18 protein-coding genes and 7 pseudogenes are annotated in these 26,477 nt (G+C 56.8%); 20 read left to right on the top strand and 5 right to left on the bottom strand.

Annotation, left to right across the window (positions count from 1 at the left end):
- Nucleotides 1–87: 87 nt before the first annotated feature.
- A complete protein-coding gene (locus tag NE852_RS00540; RefSeq protein WP_004675992.1) occupies nt 88–1,188 on the bottom strand; it encodes a cysteine protease StiP domain-containing protein in 1,101 nt (366 codons plus the stop codon).
- A 114-nt stretch (nt 1,189–1,302) separates the two neighbouring features.
- A complete protein-coding gene (locus NE852_RS00545; protein WP_011053330.1) occupies nt 1,303–2,436 on the bottom strand; it encodes a phosphoribosyltransferase domain-containing protein in 1,134 nt (377 codons plus the stop codon).
- A 1,253-nt stretch (nt 2,437–3,689) separates the two neighbouring features.
- Between NE852_RS00545 and NE852_RS00555 the strand changes: the two are divergent.
- From NE852_RS00555 to NE852_RS00595, 9 genes and pseudogenes are all read left to right on the top strand, one after another.
- Nucleotides 3,690–4,840: pseudogene (locus tag NE852_RS00555) on the top strand (IS256 family transposase).
- Nucleotides 4,841–5,606: 766 nt separating this feature from the next.
- Nucleotides 5,607–7,118: a tyrosinase family protein gene (locus NE852_RS00560; RefSeq protein ID WP_008534313.1), complete on the top strand. Its 1,512-nt coding sequence runs from the start codon at nt 5,607–5,609 to the stop codon at nt 7,116–7,118.
- 31 nt (nt 7,119–7,149) lie between these two features.
- On the top strand, nt 7,150–7,605 hold the full coding sequence (locus tag NE852_RS00565) for a hypothetical protein (protein ID WP_004668602.1): 456 nt from the start codon (nt 7,150–7,152) through the stop codon (nt 7,603–7,605).
- Nucleotides 7,606–8,087: 482 nt separating this feature from the next.
- A complete protein-coding gene (locus NE852_RS00570) occupies nt 8,088–9,428 on the top strand; it encodes a hypothetical protein (protein ID WP_258155637.1) in 1,341 nt (446 codons plus the stop codon).
- 46 nt (nt 9,429–9,474) lie between these two features.
- Nucleotides 9,475–9,615: a hypothetical protein gene (locus tag NE852_RS00575; protein ID WP_008534315.1), complete on the top strand. Its 141-nt coding sequence runs from the start codon at nt 9,475–9,477 to the stop codon at nt 9,613–9,615.
- A gap of 65 nt (nt 9,616–9,680) precedes the next feature.
- Nucleotides 9,681–9,898 (top strand): annotated as a pseudogene (locus NE852_RS00580) (IS21 family transposase); the annotation flags it as partial.
- A 378-nt stretch (nt 9,899–10,276) separates the two neighbouring features.
- Nucleotides 10,277–11,068 (top strand): DUF3141 domain-containing protein, encoded by a 792-nt coding sequence (locus tag NE852_RS00585; protein ID WP_245428256.1) that lies wholly within the window; start codon nt 10,277–10,279, stop codon nt 11,066–11,068.
- Nucleotides 10,998–11,758: pseudogene (locus NE852_RS00590) on the top strand (IS5 family transposase). Before NE852_RS00585 ends, NE852_RS00590 begins: the two are co-directional and overlap by 71 nt.
- Complete coding sequence (locus NE852_RS00595) at nt 11,759–13,513, top strand: DUF3141 domain-containing protein (RefSeq protein ID WP_258155647.1); 1,755 nt, start codon at nt 11,759–11,761, stop codon at nt 13,511–13,513.
- 223 nt (nt 13,514–13,736) lie between these two features.
- On the opposite strand, the pseudogene NE852_RS00600 reads toward NE852_RS00595, so the two are convergent.
- Nucleotides 13,737–14,062: pseudogene (locus tag NE852_RS00600) on the bottom strand (HipA domain-containing protein); the annotation flags it as partial.
- Nucleotides 14,063–14,222: 160 nt separating this feature from the next.
- Nucleotides 14,223–14,546: pseudogene (locus NE852_RS00605) on the bottom strand (hypothetical protein).
- A 588-nt stretch (nt 14,547–15,134) separates the two neighbouring features.
- Between NE852_RS00605 and NE852_RS00610 the strand changes: the two are divergent.
- The 11 genes and pseudogenes from NE852_RS00610 (at nt 15,135) to NE852_RS00660 (ending at nt 25,691) form a co-directional block, all read left to right on the top strand.
- Complete coding sequence (locus NE852_RS00610; protein WP_004668612.1) at nt 15,135–15,815, top strand: GntR family transcriptional regulator; 681 nt, start codon at nt 15,135–15,137, stop codon at nt 15,813–15,815.
- A 312-nt stretch (nt 15,816–16,127) separates the two neighbouring features.
- Nucleotides 16,128–17,012, top strand: a complete 885-nt coding sequence (locus NE852_RS00615; protein WP_004668614.1) for an NAD(P)-dependent oxidoreductase — start codon at nt 16,128–16,130, stop codon at nt 17,010–17,012.
- Nucleotides 17,013–17,089: 77 nt separating this feature from the next.
- Complete coding sequence (locus tag NE852_RS00620; RefSeq protein ID WP_004668619.1) at nt 17,090–17,518, top strand: carboxymuconolactone decarboxylase family protein; 429 nt, start codon at nt 17,090–17,092, stop codon at nt 17,516–17,518.
- Between the two features lie 77 nt (nt 17,519–17,595).
- Complete coding sequence (locus NE852_RS00625; protein WP_004668622.1) at nt 17,596–17,979, top strand: hypothetical protein; 384 nt, start codon at nt 17,596–17,598, stop codon at nt 17,977–17,979.
- On the top strand, nt 17,976–18,872 hold the full coding sequence (locus NE852_RS00630; protein ID WP_004668623.1) for an alpha/beta fold hydrolase: 897 nt from the start codon (nt 17,976–17,978) through the stop codon (nt 18,870–18,872). The genes NE852_RS00625 and NE852_RS00630 overlap by 4 nt, the downstream gene beginning before the upstream one ends.
- Nucleotides 18,873–18,897: 25 nt before the next feature.
- Nucleotides 18,898–20,063 (top strand): annotated as a pseudogene (locus NE852_RS00635) (ABC transporter substrate-binding protein).
- A gap of 91 nt (nt 20,064–20,154) precedes the next feature.
- Nucleotides 20,155–21,708, top strand: a complete 1,554-nt coding sequence (locus tag NE852_RS00640; RefSeq protein WP_004668627.1) for a sugar ABC transporter ATP-binding protein — start codon at nt 20,155–20,157, stop codon at nt 21,706–21,708.
- Complete coding sequence (locus NE852_RS00645; RefSeq protein WP_008534336.1) at nt 21,705–22,679, top strand: ABC transporter permease; 975 nt, start codon at nt 21,705–21,707, stop codon at nt 22,677–22,679. Before NE852_RS00640 ends, NE852_RS00645 begins: the two co-directional genes overlap by 4 nt.
- 11 nt (nt 22,680–22,690) lie before the next feature.
- Nucleotides 22,691–23,710: an ABC transporter permease gene (locus NE852_RS00650; RefSeq protein WP_004668632.1), complete on the top strand. Its 1,020-nt coding sequence runs from the start codon at nt 22,691–22,693 to the stop codon at nt 23,708–23,710.
- A 23-nt stretch (nt 23,711–23,733) separates the two neighbouring features.
- Nucleotides 23,734–25,221: an NAD-dependent succinate-semialdehyde dehydrogenase gene (locus NE852_RS00655; protein ID WP_008534338.1), complete on the top strand. Its 1,488-nt coding sequence runs from the start codon at nt 23,734–23,736 to the stop codon at nt 25,219–25,221.
- A gap of 284 nt (nt 25,222–25,505) precedes the next feature.
- Nucleotides 25,506–25,691 carry a hypothetical protein gene (locus tag NE852_RS00660; RefSeq protein WP_004668636.1) on the top strand — a complete coding sequence of 62 codons (186 nt, stop codon included), beginning with the start codon at nt 25,506–25,508 and terminating at the stop codon, nt 25,689–25,691.
- 68 nt (nt 25,692–25,759) lie between these two features.
- Here NE852_RS00660 and NE852_RS32570 read toward each other — a convergent pair.
- A pseudogene (locus NE852_RS32570) lies at nt 25,760–26,229 on the bottom strand (reverse transcriptase domain-containing protein); the annotation flags it as partial.
- Between the last annotated feature and the right edge of the window lie 248 nt (nt 26,230–26,477).

A 26,477-nucleotide genomic window follows, 5' to 3' on the forward strand; every position in this document is an offset into this window, starting at 1 on the left:
TTGGCAATGAATTTTACGATACGGAATTTGTCACATCTCAGTTTCCTTGACCTGCGCGCCGAGCTCGTAAGTAGACATACGTGGAGATTAGGAGACGTGCCGGATCAGCGTGACGGCGCGGTAGGGGGCGATCTTTCTAGGGGAGACGACATACGGGACGCCTTTGTTGTCGATCAGGTACATGAGGGCCGCGAGTTCTGGATCGGTTGGCGACGAGACGTACACCTTTTCCGGCACACGTCGCAGGATGGCTCTGGTCGCCTCCGCAATGCCCGGCTTTACTCGGTTGATGTTCGTTACGGCGTCCTCCCCCATCACCCAGGCGACGGCAGCGGCGGCGGCATCGCGATGCGCCCGGCGGGTCTCGATACTCCAGACGCTCGGGATTTCGGTTGCAATCACAGTGGAGACATCATTCCACATACCATCCACGAATGATCGGGAAATATCGTGTTCCGCGAGATTATCCCACTGGACGCAGGCGTGGAAGTCACCGGGACCGACGAGGGCAGCGTTGAGGATCGAGCGGCTGATAAGCCCGGATACGGTGCATCCTAGCATTCCGGAGGGAATAAGCCAGTCGTCGCCCGATGCGGCGAGCCATGCGCAGCCGCAGGGGTCGGCCAATACAACTAGCCGCGCAGGCCGGTCTGAGTAGTCCTTGAAGCTCTTTTCGAGTTGGTTCGCAATTGCTCCTTTGCCCGTCCAGCTATCTACGAAGACGATGCTCTCGACAGGACGCCTGGCAAGAATGTGGCGCATAGCCTCGTCGTCAACGCCCTTGTCGCGAATGATCGACAACCCGTAGTGTCCGACGTCCCGGCCGAGTAAGGCGATGGCCCTCTTGAGAAGGATGCCGAAGGGCACGCCGGCGCGGACCAAACTGACAAGGGTAATAGGACCCTCGACCGACTGCACGATCGCGAGGGCGAGGCGTGCCGTCTCGGCGCCCATGCGCGGGCCACCAGTGGCCATGGCCTTAGCAAACAGCTCCATGTATTCGCGGGTCGGGGCCATCTCGGCGGAAATCATTTCCGAGTAATGCCGCCGCCCGGATTGGATGGCCTCTTCCCTCGTGGCCGTGTCAGTAGGCTGAATATCCACTCTCTTGAGAAGGAGCGTCACGTCGTATTCGGCGTAGGAGCCTAGTGTGGCAGGGGAGGCGATGCTGTCATAGGTATCCCCCATGGGAGTGATGTCCTTAGGTAACGCGACAGCAGTGTTGTGTCGCTGTGGACTGGCGGAAATGTCCGATCGAGTGAGCCGATTTCGAAGCGGCAGACCGCATGGCCTAAGGCGGCTTCATTCACCTTCTACGTCTGAAAGGACAATGGGATCGCCCAGTGCGGACATCAGGCTGGCACAGACATTTTCCGGGCCTGTCTCCGAGCAGAGTATAATTTTCGAGTACAGCGCTGGATCGACGTTGTAGAGGTAATGTGGAACCGTTCCGCCGTAGTTGTCGGAGAACGAAAGTACTGAACCGATCGCGTGGCCTTTCGACAGGGGAGAACGCGTCACGGATGAATAGAAAACCTCAGCGCCCTCCTTTTCCAAGCGCTCCGCAAGCAGGAAGGGCTGCCACACGTGTTCGCCCGTTCCGAGTACGAGGGTAATCCCGTCATCGGCAGCGTTTGCATTGAGACCCTGCAAGTGATCGACGACGCCGAGACGCGCCCAGTCTCGAGCGACGTCGGGACAGACCTCGGGCCGCTTAGGACGGTCACAGGAAGGGACCTGCGGAGTAGCTGCCGTGAAATCCCCACGCGGAGTCCAACTGTACCGTCCGGAAACGATAGTAGCCTCACTGACTGTTCCCGTGATCTCCGCGCGGGCAGCGCCTTCTGACCAGTCGGTAAGCGTAAGTAGGACTGTGTGCTTCAGCTTCAAACGAATTTTTGCAGGAAGGGCAGCGAAGATGTTGGCAAATGTCTTACCTGTCGAAGCCTCATCGTCAACGAGTACCAAGCCGGTCGCACCATGAACCAAGTCGCGGAGCCTTGCCTCGCATGGTTCGTGCAGGAGGTGCCGCGGGGCATGGCTATGCTCTTCCTCAAATTCGCACAGCAGCGGCAGTTTAAGATCATGGCGAGTGGAGCAGATATATATTGCATCGCCGCGACCAGTGAGTTCGCGGAACCGCCGATGGACACCCGCACCAAGGCCAATGCCCGCTTCGGCTATTCCGATGAACAAAACCGGACCAGGAATATCGGCAGGAATCTGACGTGCAAGGAGGTCGAATGCATTTCCCATGACCGAAGGGCGGATCGGCAGGAATCGACCAAGAACCTTGGAAACAAACAGAAACGAGCGGTTCGGGTTGATTCGCTGCCCGAAGCCGAACATCTCGATGGGGGGTACAAGGCTTCGATCCACGTGAACCGAGATAGTGCCGTCGGCGAGTTGCGCAGAGTATGTTGAAGGATTCACCATTGCCAGCTTTCGAAAGTACGGACGTTTACCGTGGAAAAAATCCGTCCCATATGTTTCTGTGACGCCGCACGCTCATTGGCGTCTCGTTGACGAGCAGGGTAGCACTTACCTCTCGAGGCTCAGAGTGCATCCGCGCCACGATATCGCAGGAGAATTCGCCGGCCCTTGGCGCGAAGGCCAGCACGGCGCGAGCGCCTCCCTGGTTTCAGCTTCGTTGGGGCTAAATCCCGATCTGAGGCCTTCCTGCCCCGTCGATGCGGCTCGTGACCCATCTCCGACAAAGCGACTGGGGCGATAGAAATAGAGTTTACGTCAGTTCATCCTCGCTCTCTGCGGTGAATCAGTAGCATGAAGTGAAGCAAGGGACGTGCCACTCGGACATGCAGCACGAATGCGAGCTGAATAGGCACCAGAACTCGAATATTGCATTCCAGGTCTCACGCGGCAGATGTCCAGATTGCCGGGAAATTTCGTATTGCATCCATAACGGCTTTGGGCGACGGATTGCGGGACCTGCCATGGCAAGCGCGTGCGGTCGCGAAACCTCAGATGGCGGCGAAGCGCTGCAGTTAAGAGAGATGCTGGAGCGTATATTCGCCTAAACGCTGCTGACGTGGCGGTGGGGCCTTTGAACGGTGGACGAGATCAGCCGGGAAAAAAGGCGTAGCTTCATTGAAATCGGCAGGGTGTACCCCGCCCACTACCGGGGATCAGAGCAGGCCAGCCTTGGCCCCAACCTGCGATGATAGCAGGTGCCTGGGGCACCTCCAGCACGTCGAGGGTTCTGCATCTTCGTGTCAGCCAATAGCCGACAGTTCGCACCACGTTTGTATTCGCTTTGTCTGCTTTACGACAGACTTAAGTCTTGATGCCTGCACTCAGCCGTCGTTGTTCAGTCCCGGCATTTTCATGGAGCGGATCGAGGGTGAAACGTTCAGGCTGCGAAGTCTATGTCTTGCAGACGAACTCGTAGTGTGAGGCCCTTGAGGGTCTTGAGCCTGCGTGACCTGCCACTGAACTTTCATCCAGCGGCGATTAGAGCCTCGGCGGTTTTGAATACGCCAAGTGGCGCGGTGTGAGCAACCGGCACGCGGATCGTGTCCCAGCACCTGGTGTAGCTGACGGGAGGGAGTAAAGCCGAGTGCCCGCGCGCTTCTCGCTGCGCTGTAGCGGGTGATCGGCTTTGCGGGCGGCCATCAGTGTTTTCCGCTAGGGTCGGGTTGTTCAAGACCAACCTGACGGAAAGATCACCGATGACCAATGACATGATGAACGTGCGCTCCCTTGTTGAGAAGAGTGCCGATGCAGATTTGTTGCGTGAGATGATCGGTCTTGCTGCCGAGCGGCTGATGGAGCTGGAAGTAGGCTCGGCTACGGGTGCAGACTTCGGTGTGAAGAACTCGATGCGGCTCACTCAACGCAATGGCTACCGTGACATCGGGAGACGCGGGCTGGCACCGTGGAGCTTCGCATTCCGAAGCTGCGCAAAGGCAGCTACTTTCCGAGCTTCCTTGAACCGCGCCGCATGGCAGAGAAAGCTCTGACGGCCGTTATCCAGGAAGCGTATATCCAGGGAATCTCGACCCGTTCTGTCGACGACCTGTGGTGGACGCGACCTATCTCAAGGTCCGGCGTGGCGGCCGCATCGTCTCAGTCGCCGTCATTATCGCGGTGGGCGTCAACAGCGACGGTCGGCGCGAGGTCCTGGGTATGGAAGTTGGCACCTCGGAGGCCGAACCGATCTGGACGGAATTCCTGCGCAGGCTAACGCGCCGCGGTCTACGCGGGGTGAAGTTGGTTGTCTCTGATGCACATGAGGGCATCAAGGCTGCCGTTTCCAAGGTTCTCAATGCCACTTGGCAAAGGTGCCGGGTTCACTTCATGAGGAACGTGCTCGCGCATGCTGGAAAGAGCGGCAGGCGGGTCGTATCCGCCTTCATCGCGACGGCCTTTGCCCAGGAGACCCCGGAGGCAGCAAGCCGCACAATGGCGCAGTGTCGCCGATCAAATCAGGCCGAAAGTGCCGAAGCTTGCCACCATCATGGACGACGCTGAAGAGGACGTGCTCGCCTACATGACCTTCCCGAAAGAGCACCGGGCAAAGCTGCACTCGACGAATCCAATTGAGCGTCTCAACGGCGAAATCAAGCGACGCACCGAGGTCGTCGGCATCTTTCCGAACGACGAAGCCATCGTCCGTCTCGTCGGTGCATTGCTGCTCGAACAGAATGATGAATGGGCCGTTCAACGCGCCAGGTATATGACGCTTGAGACCATGGCCCAAATGAGCGATGATCCCCAAATCAGCCTGCCCCGCTGTGATGTCGGGTTAGGAAACGAGCGGGACAGCAGGCTAATACACTGCCCGAATTGCCCCGTGTGGACGGCAAGCGTCAAGCCTTGATGCCAAATTCAAACGGATATGAGTGGGGCTTCGCAGCTGCGGCGAGGTCTCGATAGGGTCCGACAGTAAGCCCGAATGAGTGGGCACAATGGGACTGAAAGTGGGATCACTTGGTGAGCCCGTTGTTCCCGCGCGGAGATCCCGCCGCTATTCTCGCAAATGTCGGACAGCCGCCGCCCTTTGTCGCATTTGTCGAGATCACGACAATCAGTTTGTCCCGCTCTGCTCTACGCACCCGTCAAGCCACGGAGTGGTGCCTGCTTCGCAGTTTTGAATTTGAGAGCGAGCGGGCTACGGCTCCGTCATTGCTGGGGGCCCGATAGCGAAAGCCTGTTCGAGATGCGTGCTTCTCTATCGTCGCACAGGGCGTTTTCAGCATCTTGGGCCCTCTCACCGGTCTGAACAACTGTTTCAGCTTGATCATTTGAGGTTTTCGCAACCGAACGTGCTTGCCGTGGCTGGTCGGCAAGCCGTCGCTCGAACGATCATGGAATGCGATACTAAGTTTTCCGGAATCTGGATTCCAACTGGAATGCAGGAATACGATCGGTAGTAGCGTTTTTAGCTCGCATTTTACGCTGCATTTTCGAGTGGCACGTCGCTTGCTTCATTTCTCATGCCGCCGATTCACCGAAACTCAGAAAGAGCCAACGCAAGCTCTATGGTGGTGCGAATTGCCCACTGCTCCCGCGCCCAGACGGCGCGGAACCGGCCTAAAAGCGGCATTATCTTGGCGAAGGACAATTCAAATCCAAGGGAGAGTAAGATGAGCATCACACGCAGACATGTCATCGTTCAGGGTGGCGTCATTGCAGCAGGCCTGCTCGCCAGCGGCCTACCGGGGACAAAAGCCTTCGCGCAGATACCGTCAATCCCTTGGCGGCGCTCACTGCAGGGCTTGGCCTGGAACGACCCGATCATCGAGACCTATCGCGACGCAGTGCGCCTTCTCAACGCCCTTCCCGCCAGCGACAAATTCAACTGGGTCAACCTCTCGAAAATTCACGGCAGCGGTGACGTCGTCAAATACTGCCCGCATGGCAACTGGTATTTCCTGCCGTGGCACAGGGCCTATACGGCTATGTACGAGCGCATCGTTCGGCACGTGACCAAGAACAACGATTTCGCTATGCCGTTCTGGGACTGGACCGACAATCCGTACCTGCCCGAAGTGTTCACAATGCAAAAGACGCCCGACGGCAAGGACAATCCACTTTATGTTTCGTCGCGCACCTGGCCAATCACGCAGCCGATGCCGGACAATATAGTTGGGCCACAGGTTCTCAACACCATCCTAACGGCGAAGCCATACGAGGTCTTCGGCACCACCCGCCCCGAGGGACAGAACTCACTCGATCCTTCCTGGGTCACCACCAGCAGCGGCACGCAGGGGACGCTGGAATACACACCGCACAATCAGGTGCACAACAATATCGGTGGCTGGATGCCGGAAATGTCGTCGCCCCGCGATCCGATCTTCTTCATGCATCATTGCAACATCGACCGCATCTGGGCGACGTGGAATTTGCGCAACGCCAACAGCACGGATCGGCTCTGGGCCGACATGCCGTTCACCGACAATTTCTACGATGTCGACGGCAACTTCTGGTCCCCGAAGGTCTCTGACCTTTATGTTCCAGAGGAACTCGGATACAATTATGGTTTCCGGACCTACTTCAAGGTCGCGGCGGCGAGCGCCAAAACGCTGGCCCTGAACGATAAACTCACGTCCGTGATCGCGGCGACGGCGACCGATGCTGCAATCGCCGGCGTGACGACCACCTCCACGGACAACAGCAAGGCGGCAACGGAAAACGTGCCGCTTTCGCTGCCGATCAAGATCCCGGCGGGCGCATTGCAGGAGATCGTCCGCCAACCGCCTCTGCCATCCGGCATGGATACAATGGATTTCGGCGCGGCACAGGAGCAGGCGGCCTCCGCTCCTCGTGTGCTGGCATTCCTGCGCGATGTCGAGATCACCAGTGCCAGCACGACCAGCGTTCGGGTGTTTCTCGGCAAGAACGACCTTAAGGCCGATACGCCCGTCACCGATCCCCATTACGTCGGTTCTTTCGCCGTTCTCGGTCATGACGGCGACCATCATCGCAAACCATCCTTCGTCCTCGATCTGACGGACGCGATCCAGCGGGTTTACGGCGGAAGGGGGCAGACGGATGGCGAGGCCATCGACCTGCAGCTCATTCCTGTCGGATCGGGAGCGGGCAAACCCGGCGCCGTAGAGCCCGCAAAGCTAGAAATAGCCATAGTGTCCGCCTAACATCCCGACTGGCTGGGTTGTGGAGACATCGATGCGCTATCATCGTTGGGTGCTTATCGCTATTCGTGCGGCGGCATTATCGATGCTGCGCATCGTCAGCCCGGTTCAAGCTAACGAGAGCGACATGCGGGCAACGACCAGTAAGCCCGCGACGATAACCATATCGAGCAGAGCAGTCCACTCATCGGCTGATACCAGTGCGCGGGTCGTCCTTACTGTCACTGGTTATGAACCGTCGACTTCAGGACCAGTGACGACGGTCGTTTCGCTTGACTGCGGCAGTAACGTTCGCGAAATTGGTAGGTTTGGTATTTTTCCGAACAAGGCGTTTTCGGTATTGGACGGGGCAAAGCCTCAACGATTTGGGTTTCCCTTGCCCGATGACCCGTCTTGCCGTCAGCCACAGACCGTCATTATCCGGCTGGAGCCTCAAACAGGCGGCGGTTCGGGCGCCAGCATCACTATCAGCGACGCTAGCATTGAATAGATTGGCAGTCGGGGCTGATTTGCCGCTAGCTCCAGAACCTTGGCGGCAATGAAAGTCCGCCGGATAAAATAGAGGGTTTTGATAGGTTGTTGTGACAAAGGTCCAACGCGCAGCGCCTATCGTGGTCAACAGTTTACAGTCTTGCCGCTGCATTCGGCGACTGATGGTCGTCTGCAAGCAGGCAAAGGTTTTTGGCCGACCCGAGACTAGGCTCAAGATAAAGTCGCTCTTAAAGGCATTGAACCAACGACGCGTTCCTAGATCAGTAAAGTGACTCTTCAACCACTTCAGATGCTTGCGCGGAGTCTGTCCGAAAGCTGCATTGACTTCGCACGCGGTCCAAAACCGATTCAGACTGCGCGTTCAATTCAAAACTGAAGATTAGACGTGTGCTTTTAATGGCACTGGATTTGCAAGGACACGGGCGGCGTGCGGCCATAGGTATCGCTTCCATTCGTGATAGAGAGGCGCGGAGGTTAGTCTTGAAACGAAGAGATTTTTCGACTGTTGGGCTCACTGCTCTTCTCGCCGGGATCGTATTCCCGGCTTTTCCCAGCACCGGATTCAGTGAGCAGCGAAAGCCGTCCATCCCCGCACTCCCTGATCAGCGGAAACTTTGGAGTTGGATCAAAAGGCTCAACAGTTTCGGCCCCCGATTGACCGGCAGCCCGGCGCAAGCACGGGCAATCGATTATCTTGCTGGTGAGTTGAGAGGGATGGGCCTTGAGGTGAAGCGCGATCAACTCACGATGCGCCGGTGGATGCCACGAACCACCGCGTTCAAACTGTCAAATGGTGAAGTAATTGAGGTAGCGGCGCCGTTCCCGTATTCCGGGCTTACACCTCCCGGCGGTATCTCGGGTAAGATGGTTCTTTTCAACGGTCGGGTTCAGGCGTTTGAGAAAGCCCGCGGCAAAATTGCGGTGGTGACGGTAAAGCGTCGGGATCTGGCGGCATTCCTCGAACTGGTGACCAATCGACGCGGCAGCCTGCCGGAAGGCATAGACTTTCCCAAAGCCGTAACCACGCCGCTTATCACCGGTTTGCTTGGCGTACCGATCGACAAGGCGCGTGAAGCAGGGGTTTTAGCCGTCGTTTGCATTTTCGAAGGCGTCTCGGAAGTGCAGTTGAAGGGGCAGGTGCTGCCATTCACCACACCGTATTGGGGCTTACCTGCAATATGGGTGGCGCAATCTGAAGGAGAGCGGATCAAAGCCGCGAGCAAGCACGGTTTGAGCGGTCGCCTGACCTTGGATGGCACGTTGGAAGACGTTGCGACCGATACGATTTATGCGGTTTTGCCGGGCTGCAACCTGCTTGAGACAATCATCATCAACACCCACACCGATGGACCTAATGCGTGCGAAGAGAACGGCGGTGCTGGGGTACTCGCTCTGGCGCATTATTTCTCCTCGCTACCGAAATCTGCCCGCAACCGGAGCCTCGTCTTCGTACTCGTCACGGGTCATTTCCAGCTTCCCCAGTTCGGCCGCCACGGGAATCAGGCGACGGCGACCTGGCTCGAAATGCATCCAGAATTGTGGGACGGCAAACCCGGCCATGCTAAAGCCGTTGCAGGAGCTACGATTGAGCATCTTGGATGTACCGAGTGGCGAGATGACTTTGCAAAAGGGCACCCCGCGCCCACCGGGAAGCCGGAACTCGATTTGATCTATACCAGTAATAAGTCGATGAGTGACGTGTACATCGCTGCCGCACGCGGGCGCAAAAAGGTACGCGCGCTGATAGTCGCCCCAGCGGCGGCGCAGGTGATGTTGGGCGAAGGACAGCCATTATACGCATCAGGAATTCCGACGATATAGCTGTCCGATACCGGACTATCTTTGCCAGGTCTTGCCGGGCGGAGGCTTGGACCGGCTCGACCCTGATTACGCCTTTCAGCAAGTCGAAACCTTTGCCCGCACGGTCGACTTGCTCGACAGGATGCCGCGTGGTGAGATCGGAATCGTTCCGTTTAACCTGTCCACTGTTATCGGTGATCTGCTGTAAACCTGACCAACACTAACGCCAGCGAAAATGGCGGTGTCACGCGGTCGGCACTTTAACTGGCGCCGAGGATCATCTGGCTGTTCACGATAGTGCCGGGTCATAGCCGTCCCATCTGGGCACGCTTCGTCATGCATCAGATGACCGGCCTGCGTTTCCACATCGCGGCCTTCGAGGCTCTCGGCGGCGCTCCGCGGGAGTGCTTTGCGACCGGATGAAGACTGCCGTCATCGGTGAGCGTCAGACAGAAGGCATCGTCTATAACCGTGCCACCACCAGCCTTAGCCCCAACCAAAGCCACGCGGACGGCCGCTGAAACATCCTAGTTGGTGGGATCCCACACCGCAGGCGAATCCATCACCTCCTGTCCTCCGATAGTCTCCAACGAGCTGGGAGAAACTGCTGATCCAGGCTGAATGAAGACTTTGTGTGGCTTTCCCTGGCGACGAGCTTGCTGCCCCCTCTCCCGGCGTAGCTGGCTGACCCAGTGCTTGGCATAGACATTGCAGGGGATGAATGCGGCGGTAACTCGTTGGGGTCGGAAGTCGTCAAACTGCTTTCCTAGGCGTCGGCATTGCCTACCGAGCACCTCGCCAGACGGAAGCACGATCGATCTGGCACGTATGTATGCGTACGGGATCATAACCATAGAGGAGTTGAAACGATGGCGGATATTCTTACATCTCTAAACCCGCTCCGGTGGATTGAAGCGCCATCCACGGAACTGGACAGCCAAGTGACCCAAAGTCTATTCCCGATGTTCCAACGCTTGGCGGCAGCGGGCGCTGAAACCGCTAAAATTCTGCAGGTTGCCTTATTGCGCCGCGTGCAAGTCATGTGCGACACCCACTCTACCCGCCAGGGAAAGCTCTTTACTGAGGCCGAACGTCTTGCCGAGAGTCTACGCGAGGTGCACGGCAATGGGAATTTGGGCCACGCTTGGGCGGAATACCTGCGCGACGCTAGTGAGCGCGCCATATTGTGCATGGATCTTCTCCGACAGCGCGGCGACATCTTCCTCGAACATGAAGCGGCAGGCTGTCCGCCGGTTTTCTTCTGCGACTACGAGACAGTTATGGATGGAAACGATCTGCCCTTGAAATCCAATTACGTGTTACTTCGAATGATCCCGCCCCAAGGTGTTAACGTCGATGACACGAAGCGCCCCTTCATAATCATTTGCCCGCGCGCCGGACATAGTCCCGGCGTCGGTGGCCACAAAGAAGACAGCCAGGTCGGCGTGGCGTTCCGGGAAGGTCACCCGGTTTATTTGGTGTCCTTCCGCCGAGAGCCAGAGGGGGGGCAGTATCTCTCTAGGCGGTGTGGACTCTTGGGATTCCCAAGGCTGAGCAAATCAGATTCAAGACTGTCTTTTGGAGGCAGTCATGGGTGTTTTGGATCGTCTGATCCTTCGGGACGAGCAGTGGGAGCGGATATCGCACCACATCATTGGTGACGAGCGCACACGCGGTTCGTCCGGCCGCGACAACCGCATGTTTATGGAAGCGGTGCTTTGGATTGTGCGAACGGGCTCGCCCTGGCGCGATCTGCCAGAAGTGTTCGGCGAGTGGAACAGTGTCTTCCGTCGTTTCAGCCGCTGGAGCCGGAAGGGCATCTGGTGGCGCATATTCGAGGCGATGGCGGACGATCCAGACTTCGAGTACTTGATTGTTGATTCCACCATCATCCGCGCCCATCAGCACGCTGCCGGCGCAAAAAAGGGGCTGAAGATCAAGCCCTTGGCCGCTCCCGCGGCGGATTGAGCACCAAGATCCACATGGCCGTGCGGGGTCTCGGTTGCCCGGTCCGCTTCACATTGACCGCAGGCCAGAAGGGCGATGCGCCGCAAGCCGACGCCCTGATCGAGGGCCTACCCGCCGACATCATCATGGCCGATACCGCCTATGACAGCAATCACCTGCGCAATGCCATCGCCGATAAGGGCGCCGTGGCAGTGATCCCCAACAATCCTTCGCGTGCGCGAAAATACCCGCTCGACAAACATCTCTATGCTCAGCGACACCTGATCGAATGCTGCTTTTCTAAACTCAAGCAGTTCAGAAGGGTCGCGACGCGCTTCGAGAAAACCGCCGAAAACTACCTCGCCGTCGTCACTATCGCGGCGACAATGCTATGGATCAGATAACTGTCCACACGACCTAATGTCACGTATGCGGAAGCGGCCTTTGTTCGTGAGGTCATGCGCCTGCATCCGCTTGCCCGCCTTCCAGTCGTAGTCGGCAACTGCCAAGCTGGCTGGGCTACCCTTCTGATGGTTGCGACAAATCTCGACTTAGCTGGCCCGATCATCCTCAACGGATCGCCGGTGACACCTACCTCGGGAAATATCGGCGAAAATACCCTCCGCTACATGGCGGGCCTCTTCGGGGGAGCTTGGATAACCATGTTTTTGTCAGATCTGGGCGGAGGCATCTTCGACGGCGCCCATCTCGTACAGAATTTCGAAACGCTCAATCCCGAGCGCCAGTTATTCATGAAGTATGTCGAACTGTTCCGAGATGTGGATGCGGCGAGCGAAGCCTTCCTTAAGGCTGAGAAGTGGTGGGGCGGCTTCTGCCTGATGCGGGGAGACGAGATCCGCTGGATAGTTGAGCACCTCTTTGTTGGTAATCGACTGGCGCACAACAAGGCGTATGGGGAGCCGGACCGGCGGCATTTCGACCTTAAGAAGATCAGGGCGCCTATTATCATATTTGCCAGTCATGGCGACAATGTAACGCCGCCGCAGCAGGCGCTGAATTGGATCCCCGAAATCTATGACAACGAGGAGGAAATCCGCCTTCTCGGCCAGCACATTATTTATATGGTACACAACGACGTCGGTCACCTCGGTACATTCGTTTCCTCGAGAGTAATCAACAAAGAATACAATGAGGTTGCAAGCACGCTCGAGGCAATTGAGGCGTTGTTGCCTGGCCTTTACGAGATGCGCATCACGGACATTCAAGAAGATGCTGGACACAAGAGCTATAGTGTTGAACTGATCGAGCGCACCTTCGAGAATATCCGTGAGTTTAACGACGGCCATGACGATGGAGGTCCCTTCGCTGCCGTCGCCCGCGTCTCTGAACTGCAAGCGCAGATCTATCACACAGTTGCCCGCCCCTTTGTGCAGGCCGCGGTCACAGACATCTCAGCAGACGCCAGCCGAATGTTCCATCCAAAGCGGCTGGAGCGATCGCTGCTGTCTTCTCAGAATCCGATCATGGTTGGCTATAAGTCAATTTCAGAGCAGGTACGGAACTCCCGGGCGAACGCAGCAGCGGAAAATCCTTTCCTGGCTGCGGAAGCGCTCTATTTCAAGGCTGTCGAACAGGCGATCGTGGTCATGCGCGACTGGCGCGACATGGGTTATGAGCTCGCGTTTCACATGATCTGGAACAACCCTTGGCAGCGATATTTTGACAATCCCCACGAAGCATACCGCAAAGGGACGACACTTGACGATATGAGATGGCAGCCGGACATCGCCAATGCGCTCAGGAGGATCGCGATCGGCGGACTCGCCGATGCCATCATCCGTATGGTCGTACTCCTGGTGAGCGATCGTGGCGGGATCCGACGCGACCGCCTGGCGCGCTGGTCACGGGTGCTGACCGAGGACGAGCCCTTCCGCTCACTAAGCGCTGATCATTTGGCCGAAATCACTCGCGTGCAGACGGCTATCGTCACCTTTGAGCCGGAGCAAGCAATCGAGACGCTGCCGCTGTTGCTAACGGAACCGAGGCAACGGCAACTCGCTTATGCAGCCGCTTGCTATATCCCGGGCTCCAGGGCGGAGATGTCATCGAGTACTGTTGCCATGCTACAGCGCTTCGCGGACGTGCTTGGCCAGCCATCGATCGTCGATGTGATTGAGGATCCGCTGGCAGTGACATAGTTTGTTCGTAGAGTAGCGTCTCGATCTCACCGAATCACATAATTATTGGTTTTCGCTCGTTGGTCACGGAGGCGCTTGAAACAATTCCATCGCAAATCCAGCCAGGACCGCAGATCGGAAAATTGCCATTGGACATCCGTCCTTTACAACGCAACGATGCCGTAATCCGGTTCAGTGATCGGGCCGGCAGAGGGCGGATTGAAACTGTGGAGGAAGGCTCTCGTCATAGGGCTGGCGCTCGCTGCAAATCATCGTGATCGAACGCACTGGCCATACGGTTGATCTCGGCTGACCGCGCACCGACCGCCTTGGCGGTCTCGCGCCACCTTGCGGTGTCGCGACTTCCTTAATGATCGCGCGAGCCTCGGCGAGCGTTAGGGCGTAGAGCCCTGCAGGTTCTTCCAGCAGGTCAAGGGAGCAGGTGCCTTCATCAAGATCAATGTTTGTCGTCAGCGCGCGCGCCTTGACATCCGTAGGCACTGGATTGAGGTCATAGGCAGGGGACAACGACCAGCTGGCTTTATTGAGCCACAGAAAGCCGTGATTTTTCTCCCCAGCTCAGAGCTAGAGCGGGCTGCAGCGAGAAGCGGCCCGGGTCCTCGAGCCAGGCACGATCATACTCAAACACGATTGTTTCGGCACCACGGGCGCGATTGCTCCGGGCCAGATGGGACGTGTGCGGCCGTGAAGGTCGAGATGAACTTCGAAATCAGCCATCGCGTGACGATCCCGGTGATCGCCTTGGGTGAGCGTGCTTGGGCAACTCTGCATTGGCCAGAGACTGGCCGACGCTGTCGTCACCGATGTCGGCGACTTGGCTCAGCCCATCTAGCAGGCCGAGTGCCTGGAGGACGCCTGCATAGATGCCGATGCTGACATTGGTGTCGCCGGCCTCGATCTTTTGAAGCGTTGAGCGTGAGGTGAAGGCACGTTCGGCTACTACCGCCATAGGCAGGCGGCGACGTCGACGTGGATGTCTGCGCCCAGTTTGCGCAGCGCGCGCCGCACCCGGAGGGTTGTGAGGTGTCGGAATTTGTCACCTTCGCACTACAGATTGCACTAGATATGTAGCACGAAGGTTACAATTTTTCAAGAGAGATGGTCAGAGAGAAAAGTGGTTAGAATGGGAATTGCGGATAGCGCAAGTACGAGCCAGGCTGGCAGGCGAAGAAAGATGGCGGATCTTGAGGCGCTCAAGATCGATGCCGCCTCCGGACCGGAGGCGCGATCGGAACCACTATCGTCTGCTGATGCGGCTTTTGCCGATTGCCAAGCTGCACCCGGCCGTTAGTCGAACGGGTGCTCCTGGAAGATGCGGTGGTGTCGGTGACCGTGGACACCTCGTCGATCAGGGTCGCAACGTGGCTGGTTTTGAGAAATCGGCGGGCGGACATTGTCGGCCATCAGGACACCAATTGAACTAGGCCATTTGGACTAGAATTTCCACTTATGGCGCGCCAACCGATCGGTTCCTCATGGATCGGGAAGCCGACCTCTACACAGCGGGCTCAATCCTCGAGAATAGTTGCTAATGACCGCTCATCAGACAATCTGATTGAAAGTTCCCCGCGAAGCAGCCATATATTGCTCAAATTCATTAGTGCTACGTAGGACATTGATCATGGTAGATGTGGAGCTGCAGGTCGCTCGGCAAAATGCCTCTCTTCGAGTGCAAGTCGAAGAAAGGCTCAGACAGGCTATTGCGACGGGCAAGTTCAAGCCGGGGCAAAGGCTCGTCGAGCGCGAGCTTTGCGAAATGATCGGCGTGGGTCGCACGTCCGTCCGTGAAGCGCTTCGGCAGCTTGAGGCAGAGGGATTGATCACAAGCTTCCCCCACAAGGGTCCAGTTGTCAGTATCATAACCTATGAGGAGGCCGCTCAGCTCTACACCGTCCGCGCGCTGCTCGAGGGGTTTGCTGGTCAGCAGTTCGCCGAAAATGGAACGGCGGAAGATATTGCCACTTTGCAAGATGCCGTTAGAGAATTCGAAGCGTCGGCGGAAAGCGGCGTGGGACACAGGCTCATCGCTGCCAAAAACGCCTTCTATGACTGCTTGATGGATGGCAGCAAAAACGTCTTCGTCAGGCAAATGCTAACATCGCTGCACAACCGGATCAATCTTCTGCGCATGACTTCGATGACACAACCGGGGCGCCTCAAACATAGCATTGCAGAAATCAAAGAGATTGCCGAAGCGATCCAAAATCGCAACGGACCCAGGGCTGCGGCCGCTTGTAAGCACCACATTGATATGGCTGCGAAAGTCGCACTCGAGTACCTGCGCAACAACACCTCAGGCTGATGCCATAAGATTTTCCGAAAATTGACAGATTGTCTGATGCTGGAGGTGGCCGGGTGTAATTAAATCCTTCAGGCACGGTGCTTTTGACAACGCAACAACCTCTCTGGTGTCCATCGGACGATAAGATGGGTGCTGCTTGCACGTCATTTTAAGTGAGGTGATTGAAGAAGCGACGGCAAAATTGGCGTCGTAGCGAGGGCGCGCCGGCCCAAGCATGAATTTTCCGATTGACAGATTGTCTGATAGGTCGTTAACTACTCCTCACTAACGGAGGTAGCTGATTGTGCTTGCCTCACATTCGGGAGCGGGACGTTGTCACCACGAAAAAATCTGCGCGTCGCCTTTATTGGTCTCGGCGCAATGGGCGGGCCGATGGCACAACATCTGTTGTCGGCTCAATTCGAAGTCACTGGCTTTGATCTATCGGCCGAGGCTAGGGAAAGGTTCGCGGCCGTCGGCGGCGTTCCGGCAGAGACGGTAGCGGAAGCATTCAATGGGGCCGATGTTGCGGTTACCATGCTTCCCAACGGCAAGGTTGTTCAAGACGCGCTCTTCAAGGATGGGGCCTGGCAATCCCTGAGTGCTGACGCGCTTGTCATCGACATGAGCTCATCGGCGCCCAATGATACTCGTGAGCTCGCAGAGCGCTTGCATCAGAAGGGCTTGCGGCTGGTCGATGCTCCCGTGTCAGGCGGAGTGAAGCGAGCCGTCGAAGGCTCTCTTACTATCATGGCAGGCGGTGCTTCTGACGATATCGATCAAGCTGATCCCATCCTGTGCGCCATGGGCGGCCAGATTTTTAGGACAGGCCCGATCGGCTCAGGGCACGCCATGAAAGCCATCAACAATTTCGTATCGGGAGCCGGGGTTCTGGCAGCTATCGAAGGCGTTCTTCTTGGCCGAACGTTTGGTCTCGATCCTAGAACGATCGTCGATATTCTCAACTCGTCGTCTGGCAAGAACAACGCAACAGAAGTGAAGATGAAGCAGTTCATCCTCTCGGAGACTTTTGGCTCTGGTTTTGCTTTGGGGCTTATGGCGAAAGACATTAGGATTGCAGCGGACTTGTCGAAGGCGCTCAATCTCCAGCTGCCGACATTGGCCGGTACCGCTGATGCCTGGGATGCTGCTCGGCATGCTTTAGGCCCCGATGTCGACCATACGAAAATTGCGCAGTTCGTGAAAGATCAGGCCTGACCGCGAAAAACTACGCCAAACTGACAGTTGAAAATTGTCTGATAATCTGTCAAATATGATGAAGGGAGCGAAACCCAATGGCCACTTTGGACAGGAAAGATAAGGGGTCTAAGGCCGGCGAGCGAACAGCTCCATCGGAGCAGTTCAAGCGCGGACTTGCTACTCGTCGGCAGGTGATGGGGGACGCTTACGTTGATGCGGCCCTCGGAAAGGCGACCGACTTCACCTGGCCGATGCAGGAACTCGTCACCGAGTATTGTTGGGACAATATCTGGAACCGACCTGGCCTCGACCGTCGCGCTCGATCGATCCTCAACCTTGGAATGATAGCGGTTTTAAACCGACCGCACGAGCTCAGAGGCCACATCCGCGGCGCCATCAACAACGGTGTTACGAAACAGGAGATCCAGGAGATCTTCCTTCAGGTGGCTATCTACGTTGGTGTGCCAGCAGGCATCGACAGTTTCAGGCATGCCCAGGAAGTATTCACCGAAATGGGCATTTGAGAATGTGCTGTCCCGTGAGGGGGCATGTACAACATGCGCGGAGTTCTCAGCGCTTATCAACAAGGGAGGAGCCTAAAATGGCGATAGATCTCAAGAAATTCATAGAATTCGTGCGGGAGGATTTCGAGTTCAAGCGCGAAACTCGTTATCTTAACGGTATATTAAAATGCGATTTCCCTACCCGCAGTGTAGCGCTTCATTTCGAGGACGGTACGTTGCTAAAGGTGGAAGAGGCCGAATACGACGACGACAAGTGCACTATCGTCATACGCGGGACCGGTTCACAGTGGGAGGCGCTGCTTCAGCACAAACCCTTGCCGTTTTATCAGTGCTTGCAGTCATCAAACATCAAGCATGGCCTCTACCTTAGCAGTAACAACGAAACCTTCGCGTATCTGCCTGCTCTCAACCGCATGACCACCCTGATGCGCAATGCCCGTTCTGAAGGAGCAGCAGCATGACCAAGTTTGACCCCATTATCGGCCGTTATCTCTATCTCACCGTAGAAGGTATCGAGTACCGCGTCTATTACGAAGAAGCGGGCCAGGGGATTCCGCTTCTCGTCGGTCATACGGCAGGGTCCGACGGTCGCCAATACCGTCATATGCTTTGCGATTCCGACGTGACGAAAAATTTTCGCGTCATCGCGTTCGATCTGCCGTATCACGGCAAGTCCCTTCCCCCCTACGGCGTTCGCTGGTGGGAGAAGGAATACAACATGACCAAGAAGTTCATGATGGACTTCCAGCTCGAACTCTCAAAAGCGCTCGACCTAGACCGCCCCGTTTATTTGGGCAGCTCCATGGGCGGCCATCTCGCGATCGACCTGGCATCGAACTATCCGGACAACTTCCGCGCCACGATCTCGGTCGAAGGTGCGTTGCGCTCGGCGGCGGAGTACGTCGACGTCGGTATGGCTGGCATCCGCAGGGAGTTCGACAATCCAAACGTCAATCGCACCTCCATCGGTGCGGCGATGATGCTGAATATCTCACCGTACTCGCCAGAAGCGAATGTCCGTGAAATCCAGTGGGAATACAGCTGCGGTGGACCGGGAATCTTCGCGGGTGATCTTTATTACTACTACTACGACCACGATGTGTCGCCAGAAGAAGCCAGCAAAATCGATACGTCGAAATGTATGCTATACTTCCTCACGGGCGAATACGATCCAAACACGTCCCCGGCCGATACCAAGATTGCTGCAGACCTGGTCAAAGGCTCCAAGTTTTGGACAATGGAAAAGCTCGGACATTTTCCCGTTACTGAGGACTATAGCGAGTTCCGGAAGTATCTGTTGCCGATTCTTGAGGAGATCCAACAGTCATCAGCAGCCCGGTCTAAGGTTGCCTGATCCTTTTCTCGGGAGGAGAACTTCAATGAGGTGCATTCTGAATGTCACACTTGGGGCGCTGATCTCGGTTAGCGCCCTGGCGACAACCGCTTACGCGGATGGTGTCGATCAGCTACCGGCTACAGAAAAGAAGATCTATGAAACTGTAGATCCGCAGATTCCATTGGGGGCGAGCGCCTACAAAGACTTCAAGCCCAAAAAGGGTCCTCCGTGGAAGATCGGCTATGCAAGCAGCTACGCTGGCAACACCTGGCGAGCCGCAGCTCTCGATGCGGTCATGAGCGATCTTTTACCGCGATCAAAGGCTGCGGGCCTGGTGTCTGATGTCGTGGTCACCCAGTCGGATCTTAAAGACGCCGTTCAGATCCAGCAGATGCGTCAAATGGTGGACGAAGGCGTCGATGCAATCATCATCTGCTGCTCGAACGTCACGGCTCTTAATCAGACGATCGAATATGCCTACAAAGCCGGTGTGCCGGTGTTCTCATTTTCGGGCTACGTGACGTCGCCATACGCCATCAATGGCGCGGCCAATCACGCGCAGGGCGGTGCCGAGATGGCGACGTGGCTGGCGGAAAAAATAGGAAAGAAGGGCAATATCCTTCTCGTTTCTGGTATTCCCGGTTTCGCTTCTTCGGACAGCTTTGACAAAGCGGCTAAGGAAGCACTTGCTAAGTACCCCGACATAAAGATCGTCGGTGAAGTTGCAGGGAAGTGGACCGACCAGGTGGCCCAGGTCGAAGTTCAGAAGTTTCTTGCGACGAACCCGACGAAGATTGATGGGATCCTCACGCAGGGGGCCCAAGAGAACGGCGTTCTCAACGCAATGCTGCAGTCAGGTCGAGACATGATCCCGATTACTCTCGGGGGGAAGCTTCCGCCGCGTGCTACTGGCGCAAGAACCCCGAGTTTGTGGACAGGAGTTTCCATATTTGGCCGCCGCGTCGCGAGATGCAACAGATGTGGGAGATCATGCTCCGCACATTGGAGGGACAAGGCCCTAAGGTTCAGTCCTTCCTTCGACCCGTCTTGCCTTACACCATCGATGAAGTCCGCGCGGCGATACCAGAAGATTGCGACTTGAACTCGACAGACTTCGTGGAGCCCAAGGCGGACGGGTGGTTTCCTGCTGCGATTGCTGCAGACTACTTCGAACGCCCGGCTGATCCCTGGAAGCCTGTGTCGAAGTGAAACTGTTCTGCCCGGTGGGTCTTGCCACCGGACAGAAGTTTCTCTTGTGGGAGGACCGCCTCGCGCGGCCGTTGGGATTAGAGGATCTCCGATGCAAAACCAAACTACGATCAAGTTGATCAATGTTGCCAAGTCTTTCGGCGAGACTAAGGCCTTAAAGAAGTGTGATTTTGAAGCCCGGGCCGGAGAAGTGCACGCCATCGTCGGAGAGAATGGAAGTGGCAAAAGCACGATGGCGAAGATCATGTCTGGAGTGTTGCACCCAGATTCCGGGAGCGTTTCGGTCCTTGGAGAAGAGATTTCGACTCCGACTGACGCCAAGCGCATCGGGCTGACAACGATCTTCCAGGAAGTGCTGGTGGCCGACGAGGCCAGTGTATTGGAAAACCTGTATGTCGGGCGCGACGGCATCTTCCGCTCGCAGGGCGGCAGTGGTCGGCGTACCGAGGCTGAGGAGATCCTGAAACGCCTCGTCGGCAAGCCCGTGGATCTCGATCAGAACGTTGGGGCATTGCCTCTGAGCGTCAAGCAATGGATAGTTATTGCGCGAGCGGTCTTGCGCAGGCCGAAGGTCCTCATCCTCGATGAATCGTCTGCGGCATTAGACCTCGATTCCACGATCCGCCTCCACGAGGAAATTGATCGTCTCCGTAGGGAAGGTGCGACCGTGCTGATCGTAACGCATCGGATCGCTGAACTTGTCCGCATCGCCGATCGAGCCACGATCCTTCGCGACGGCGTCACCATTGGTACGCTCGAGAAGCATGAAATAACTGAAGAGAACCTGCTTTCAATGATGACGCCCGCGGACCGAAACGCAAGCGACGCGAAGGCGTACGAATCAAAGCAAGTAGGCGCCGCCGCGCCGGCCGTGGTAGCGGTAAGAGACCTCGTTACTCACAGCGCGGCAGCGCCCTTCGATTTCGATCTACCGAAAGGAGCGATCATCGGTGTTGCAGGACTCGACGGGCAGGGGCAGGACGCTTTCGTACGCGCCGTTGCGGGTATCATCCAGCCTTTTGGTGGTAATGTCCAAGTCTGGTCATCCAGCACCGAGAGAATGAAAAAGGTCGCATCGCTCGAAGACGCTACCAAAGCAGGAATCTCGTATATTTCCGGCGACCGCAAGCGTGAAGGTATCTTCCCTCAGCAGAGCATCTTCGAAAATCTTGCCATCGGCGTCTATCGCAAGAACCTCGGTCCTCTTGGTATAATCAATAAGGCCGGCCTCAAACCCATGTTCAAACGCGAGGTGGATCGGCTCCGGATTAAGATTGGAAGTCCGGCGAACAAGATCACCTCACTGTCGGGCGGAAATCAGCAAAAAGTTTTGATCGGCCGTGCCTTTGCAAACGAACCGTCCGTCATCGTCCTTAACGATCCCGCTCGCGGTGTCGACCTCGGAACGAAGCGCGATCTCTACCGCGAACTGCGCCTGTTCACGGAGAAGGGTGGCAGCGTGATTTATCTATCAAGCGAAATCGAAGAGTTCATCGGCTTTGCGGACCGCGTCGACGTCTTCTTTGCTGGAAGGCTTTTCCGGTCGCTAGCAGGCGAGGACATAGCGGAAGAGCCAATCTTGGCCGCAATGTTTGGAAAATCGCCAAACGCCTCCATCGAGTTCGATCTGGAAAGGACTGCATGATGTCTGGAATCGCATTCCGTCAAATCACCCAGGACCGTTCCCTCTTCGTGCCGGCCGGCCTATTCATTGTCCTTTTGGTCGCCGTTGCCCTACGCGGACACGGGCTATTCACGAACAACGGCCTCGCAGGTGCAATCCTTGTCGCCACGCCCTTGATTCTAACGGCGCTTGCCCTCACCCCCATTGTCATGGCGGGTCGTGGAGCAGTGGACCTTTCAGTTGGCCCCTTGATGGGGTTCATCAACGTTACCCTTATTACCTGGCTTGTGGGTAACGGAATTACCAACCCTATCGCAGTGATAGTATGGGCAGTCGGCCTGGGAGCGGCATTCCAGCTACTCCAGGCGCTGGTTATCATTTATGTGCGTGTCGCTCCGATAATCGTTACGCTGTCGGGTTTTCTTGTCCTCTCCGGGTTGAACCTGATGGTGATGTCCCGACCGGGTGGAGTCGCGCCCGACTGGATGCTTAGCTGGGGGGCGGGGACCGACATCATGTCACCTGTTTTGCTGTTGCTGGTTGCAGCGTATGCATTATGGCTCCTTCTCAGGGGGACTATGTTTTACCGCAACCTTCGCATGACGGGTGCGGATGAGCGCATGGCGTATACGAGCGGCGTTCGAGTGGACGCAGTCCGCATCATCGCCCACGTTGTTGGTGGAGCATTCGCTGGACTTGCCGCCCTCAGCTACACGGCGCTGATCTCCTCTGGTGATCCGACGCAGGGCAGCACCTACACCCTTCAGGCTGTTACGGCCCTGGTTCTCGGAGGTGCGAGCCTCTCCGGTGGTCGTGGTGGAGCACTTGGATCTACGCTTGGCGCGATCAACATGTTCCTCATCTCCTATCTCCTCTCCACCTTCAACTTCGGCACGGTTTCGGGGTTCGTTACCCAGATGGCATTCGGCTTAATCCTCGTCGGATCACTTCTCGTGAACGTCTTTGTCATCAGTCGCCGCGCGGTTGTGTAAGGAGCAAGATAATGGTCGCGACAGTTATGAATTCCGAAATCAAATCGGCTCAGAAGTCTAACCCGCTCAAGGCTCATCGGAGCATCGTCATTGGCTTTGTTCTTCTGGCCTCTCTCTTAGCACTCGGTGCATTGCTGGTCCCCGGCTTCGTATCATCCCAAAACGCGCGTTCAATCCTTCTTCTCGCAGCGTTTCTGGGGCTTGCCTCCATTGGCCAGACCCTGTGCGCTCTGGTCGGTGCGCTCGATCTTTCGATACCATATATTATTGGAGGCGCGAACATCCTCCTTCCCAGCCTTATGGTCGCAGGTATTCCCGCTCCCCTCGCGATGCTGGTTGTCATGCTCCTCGGTGCGCTTGTCGGGGCCGCCAATGGCGCCCTGAGCTTCCGTCTCCAAGGGCAAGCGCTGATCATGTCGCTCGGAGTTGGCTTCGCGGCCGTCGGTGCGGTCCAGATCTACACCTCACTCGGCTCGGCGTTTGGTGGTACAGTGTTTGCTCCGGTACCCGAATGGCTGAGGAACATTTCGGCGTTCAACGGAAAGTTTTTCGGCCTGTCGCTGCCTCCGGTCATCGTGATCTGGGCTATCGTCGCCATCGCGCTTGGATGGTTCATGTACAACACCTGGTTTGGCCGCAGCATTTACGCCGTCGGCGGAAGCCGGACGGCGGCCGCCCGCCTCGGAATCTCCGAATTCAAGGTCTGGACCGTCATCCATAGCGTCAGCGGTGCCATGTCTGCAATCACGGGCATGCTGCTACTAGGGTTTTCCGGTGGTGGCTTCGTCGGCGTGGGCGACCCTTATCTTTTCACCACCGTAGCAGCGGTGGTGATTGGAGGGACGTCGCTTCTTGGTGGGGCGGGCGGCTATGGCGCGACAGTGCTCGGTGTTCTTGTCCTGACTGTACTGACCTCGCTTCTAGTTGGCCTCGGACTGAACTTTCCGGCGCAGCAGGCTGTCGTCGGTCTGCTCATCGTTCCGATGGTCGCGATATACGCACGGTCACCACACATTCGAAATCAGATATGATCAATGCATAGAAAGGAAGATCCATGGCAATCTCCAGCACCCTGCTAGGCCGTTTAAAGGACCAGACTCTCGTTCGCGAGCAGATGCTGGTTGGAGGAAAGTGGTCGAGCGAAGGGGTAAACGGCACACGCATCAACGTGCTAAACCCCTCCACGATGGACGTCCTTGCCTCTTTGCCTAGCGCTGGCCTTGCTGAAGTGCGAGCCTCTATCGATGCTGCAAAGGCTGCACAGAAGAAGTGGGCTAAGGTTTCGGCGAAGGAACGCTCGCTGATCATGCGGAAGTTCTACGAAGAGGTGGTAGCTAACGCTGAAGACCTGGCCGTAATTCTGACATCGGAAATGGGCAAGCCACTGGCGGAAGCGCGTGGCGAGATTGCTTACGGCGCTTCCTACATCGAATGGTTCGGTGAGGAAGCCAAGCGTGTCTATGGTGACACCATTCCAGGTCACCAGGCCGACAAGCGACTGCTTGTCATCAAGCAGCCGGTTGGCGTTGTGGCCGCCATCGCTCCTTGGAACTTTCCGTCGGCGATGGTGTGCCGCAAGATCGCGCCGGCGCTCGCGTCCGGCTGCGCGATCGTATTCAAGCCTGCTGCCGAGACTCCGTTATCGGCGCTTGCATTGGCGATCCTCGCGGAGCGTGCCGGAATACCCGATGGCTTGTTCAGCGTCCTCCCGACGGATAATGCAAGAATGTTTGGCGAGGAGGTCTGCTCCAACCCGGTCGTCAAGAAACTGACCTTCACCGGTTCGACCGAAGTTGGCCGTATCTTGATGGCGCAAGGCGCCCAGAAGATCATGAAGCTGAGCCTGGAACTCGGCGGCAATGCGCCGTTTATCGTTTTCGACGATGCAGATCTCGACCAGGCGGTCGAGGGGGCTATGCTTTCTAAGTTTCGTAACGCGGGTCAAACCTGCGTGTGCGCGAACCGTATTTACGTACAGAGCGGGATCCATGACAGGTTCGTCGAGAAGCTGGCAATGCGCGTGAGTGCCTTGCAGGTTCTTGACGGGTTTGAGAGCGGGGCGACGATCGGCCCGTTGATCAACGATGAAGCGGTAGCAAAGCTCTATGGTCATATCGATGACGCTGTGACCAAGGGTGCGACTGTCGTGGTTGGTGGTGACCGCGATGCTCGCGGAGGCACGTTCGTCCAACCAACGCTTCTCTCGGGTGCCACAAAGGATATGAAGGTTGCGCGTGAGGAAACCTTCGCGCCTCTGGCTCCGGTGTTCAAGTTCGATACTGTCGAGGAAGTCATCGAACTCGCGAACGATACGGAATTCGGCTTGGCAGCCTACTTTTTCGCCAACGACCTCAGGAACGTTTGGAAGGTCACAGAGGCGCTGGAATACGGCATGGTTGGCGTGAACACGGGTCTGATTTCCACCGAATTAGCGCCATTCGGCGGCGTCAAGCAATCCGGCTTCGGCCGAGAGGGCTCAAAGTACGGAATGGATGACTTCTTATCCATGAAATACGTCTGCATGGGCGGGATCGGCGCATAGCGATCGCCCAAGGGTCGCTCGCCGACTGAACTTAAAGGGGGAGAGGTCTGTTGAATAGAGGCAGGACAGCAACATCCTCTCCGCCGGTTGCGAGGTCTCAAAAGGCTGGACTTTTCTAGAGGTTTCGCGGGAGCTGTCCTACGGATCTTCCCTTCCGACCCCTTCTGGGGCCGGCCTTGCAGACGAGATTTCTGCCTGTCTTTTCGATTGTCGATCCTTCCGCCAATGCCCTACAAGGTAAGTCTTTCCCAGATAGCTTGTAGCCTTCGAAGAGGTAACACGACATGAACGAGCTGTTGCACCGTGGCGTTGTCGTTTCAACGTATCGGAGTCCTGAGCAGGAGCATGATCACCACCCGATCGATGCACGCGTTCGTCCTGAAATCGATCAGGCCGACGATGCTGCACGTGCCAGCGTGGAGGGTCAAGCGAAAGCCATTCGCGTCAACCAGCGACGCGTCAAGGTGTAGTTGTCGGCGGCCGCACCCTCAGTGTCGGTTTGACGTAGCCGCCGATCTTCGCCGGCGCCAGGCCTTTATGGTAGATCCGGATGCGTCCGGGTCATCCAGACGTCAAACGCGTAATGCAGGAAGAGATTCGATAGGATCGGGCTGACCACGCCCCCTTGCGGGGTACCACGCATCCGCTCAATGACTTCTCCGTTCTTTTCCATAGGCGCGGTCAACCATCTTTCGATGTAGAGCAGAGCCCAGTTGCATTTAACGTCTTTTCTGACCGTCTTCAGCAAGAGATCATGCGGAAGATTGTCGAACAGCTTTGATGTCGGATTCCGGATCAATCATCTGCTTGACCACCATCTGCGCGATCCGATCACTGACCGCCGGTTCCAGATCTTGTAGAGATTTCTCGCAAGGTCTTTGTCAAACATCTCCAGGGTCTCACCGTCCACCCGGCTGCACCACGGTTGGCTTTGACCGCTTTGTAAGCTTCGTACACTTGCCGCTTCTCAATCCGAAACGGCTTGTCTGTCGTACCTATCGAAGTCATCCTGTTTCCAGTTGTTCCAAACAATACGACCACCTGATCCGATCCCTTTGCTCCGGCCCCATTACAGGGCCCTCAACGCTCATACGGATCGGTCCGCCCCAGTCTCCTGCATCGGTACTCTCGCCTTACGGTTTCTCCGCTTGGGCTTCTCCCTTGGCATCAGGAGCCTGGTTCCTGCAGTTCCGGGTGAAAGCCTGTGTCCAACTCACGCCCCCTCTACGCCGGTCGCCGCCCGCCCAATCATCAGG

The sequence above is a fragment of the Rhizobium sp. Pop5 genome (assembly GCF_024721175.1).
In the GTDB taxonomy this organism is placed as follows: Bacteria; Pseudomonadota; Alphaproteobacteria; order Rhizobiales; family Rhizobiaceae; genus Rhizobium.

What these genes read in the sequence shown, in the direction of transcription:
- NE852_RS00540 (WP_004675992.1), bottom strand. Translation starts at nt 1,188, where the DNA reads ATGGGGGATACCTATGACAGCATCGCCTCCCCTGCCACACTAGGCTCC.
- NE852_RS00545 (WP_011053330.1), bottom strand. Translation starts at nt 2,436, where the DNA reads ATGGTGAATCCTTCAACATACTCTGCGCAACTCGCCGACGGCACTATC.
- NE852_RS00560 (WP_008534313.1), top strand. Translation starts at nt 5,607, where the DNA reads ATGAGCATCACACGCAGACATGTCATCGTTCAGGGTGGCGTCATTGCA.
- NE852_RS00565 (WP_004668602.1), top strand. Translation starts at nt 7,150, where the DNA reads ATGCGCTATCATCGTTGGGTGCTTATCGCTATTCGTGCGGCGGCATTA.
- NE852_RS00585 (WP_245428256.1), top strand. Translation starts at nt 10,277, where the DNA reads ATGGCGGATATTCTTACATCTCTAAACCCGCTCCGGTGGATTGAAGCG.
- NE852_RS00610 (WP_004668612.1), top strand. Translation starts at nt 15,135, where the DNA reads ATGGTAGATGTGGAGCTGCAGGTCGCTCGGCAAAATGCCTCTCTTCGA.
- NE852_RS00620 (WP_004668619.1), top strand. Translation starts at nt 17,090, where the DNA reads ATGGCCACTTTGGACAGGAAAGATAAGGGGTCTAAGGCCGGCGAGCGA.
- NE852_RS00625 (WP_004668622.1), top strand. Translation starts at nt 17,596, where the DNA reads ATGGCGATAGATCTCAAGAAATTCATAGAATTCGTGCGGGAGGATTTC.
- NE852_RS00630 (WP_004668623.1), top strand. Translation starts at nt 17,976, where the DNA reads ATGACCAAGTTTGACCCCATTATCGGCCGTTATCTCTATCTCACCGTA.
- NE852_RS00640 (WP_004668627.1), top strand. Translation starts at nt 20,155, where the DNA reads ATGCAAAACCAAACTACGATCAAGTTGATCAATGTTGCCAAGTCTTTC.
- NE852_RS00645 (WP_008534336.1), top strand. Translation starts at nt 21,705, where the DNA reads ATGATGTCTGGAATCGCATTCCGTCAAATCACCCAGGACCGTTCCCTC.
- NE852_RS00650 (WP_004668632.1), top strand. Translation starts at nt 22,691, where the DNA reads ATGGTCGCGACAGTTATGAATTCCGAAATCAAATCGGCTCAGAAGTCT.
- NE852_RS00655 (WP_008534338.1), top strand. Translation starts at nt 23,734, where the DNA reads ATGGCAATCTCCAGCACCCTGCTAGGCCGTTTAAAGGACCAGACTCTC.
- NE852_RS00660 (WP_004668636.1), top strand. Translation starts at nt 25,506, where the DNA reads ATGAACGAGCTGTTGCACCGTGGCGTTGTCGTTTCAACGTATCGGAGT.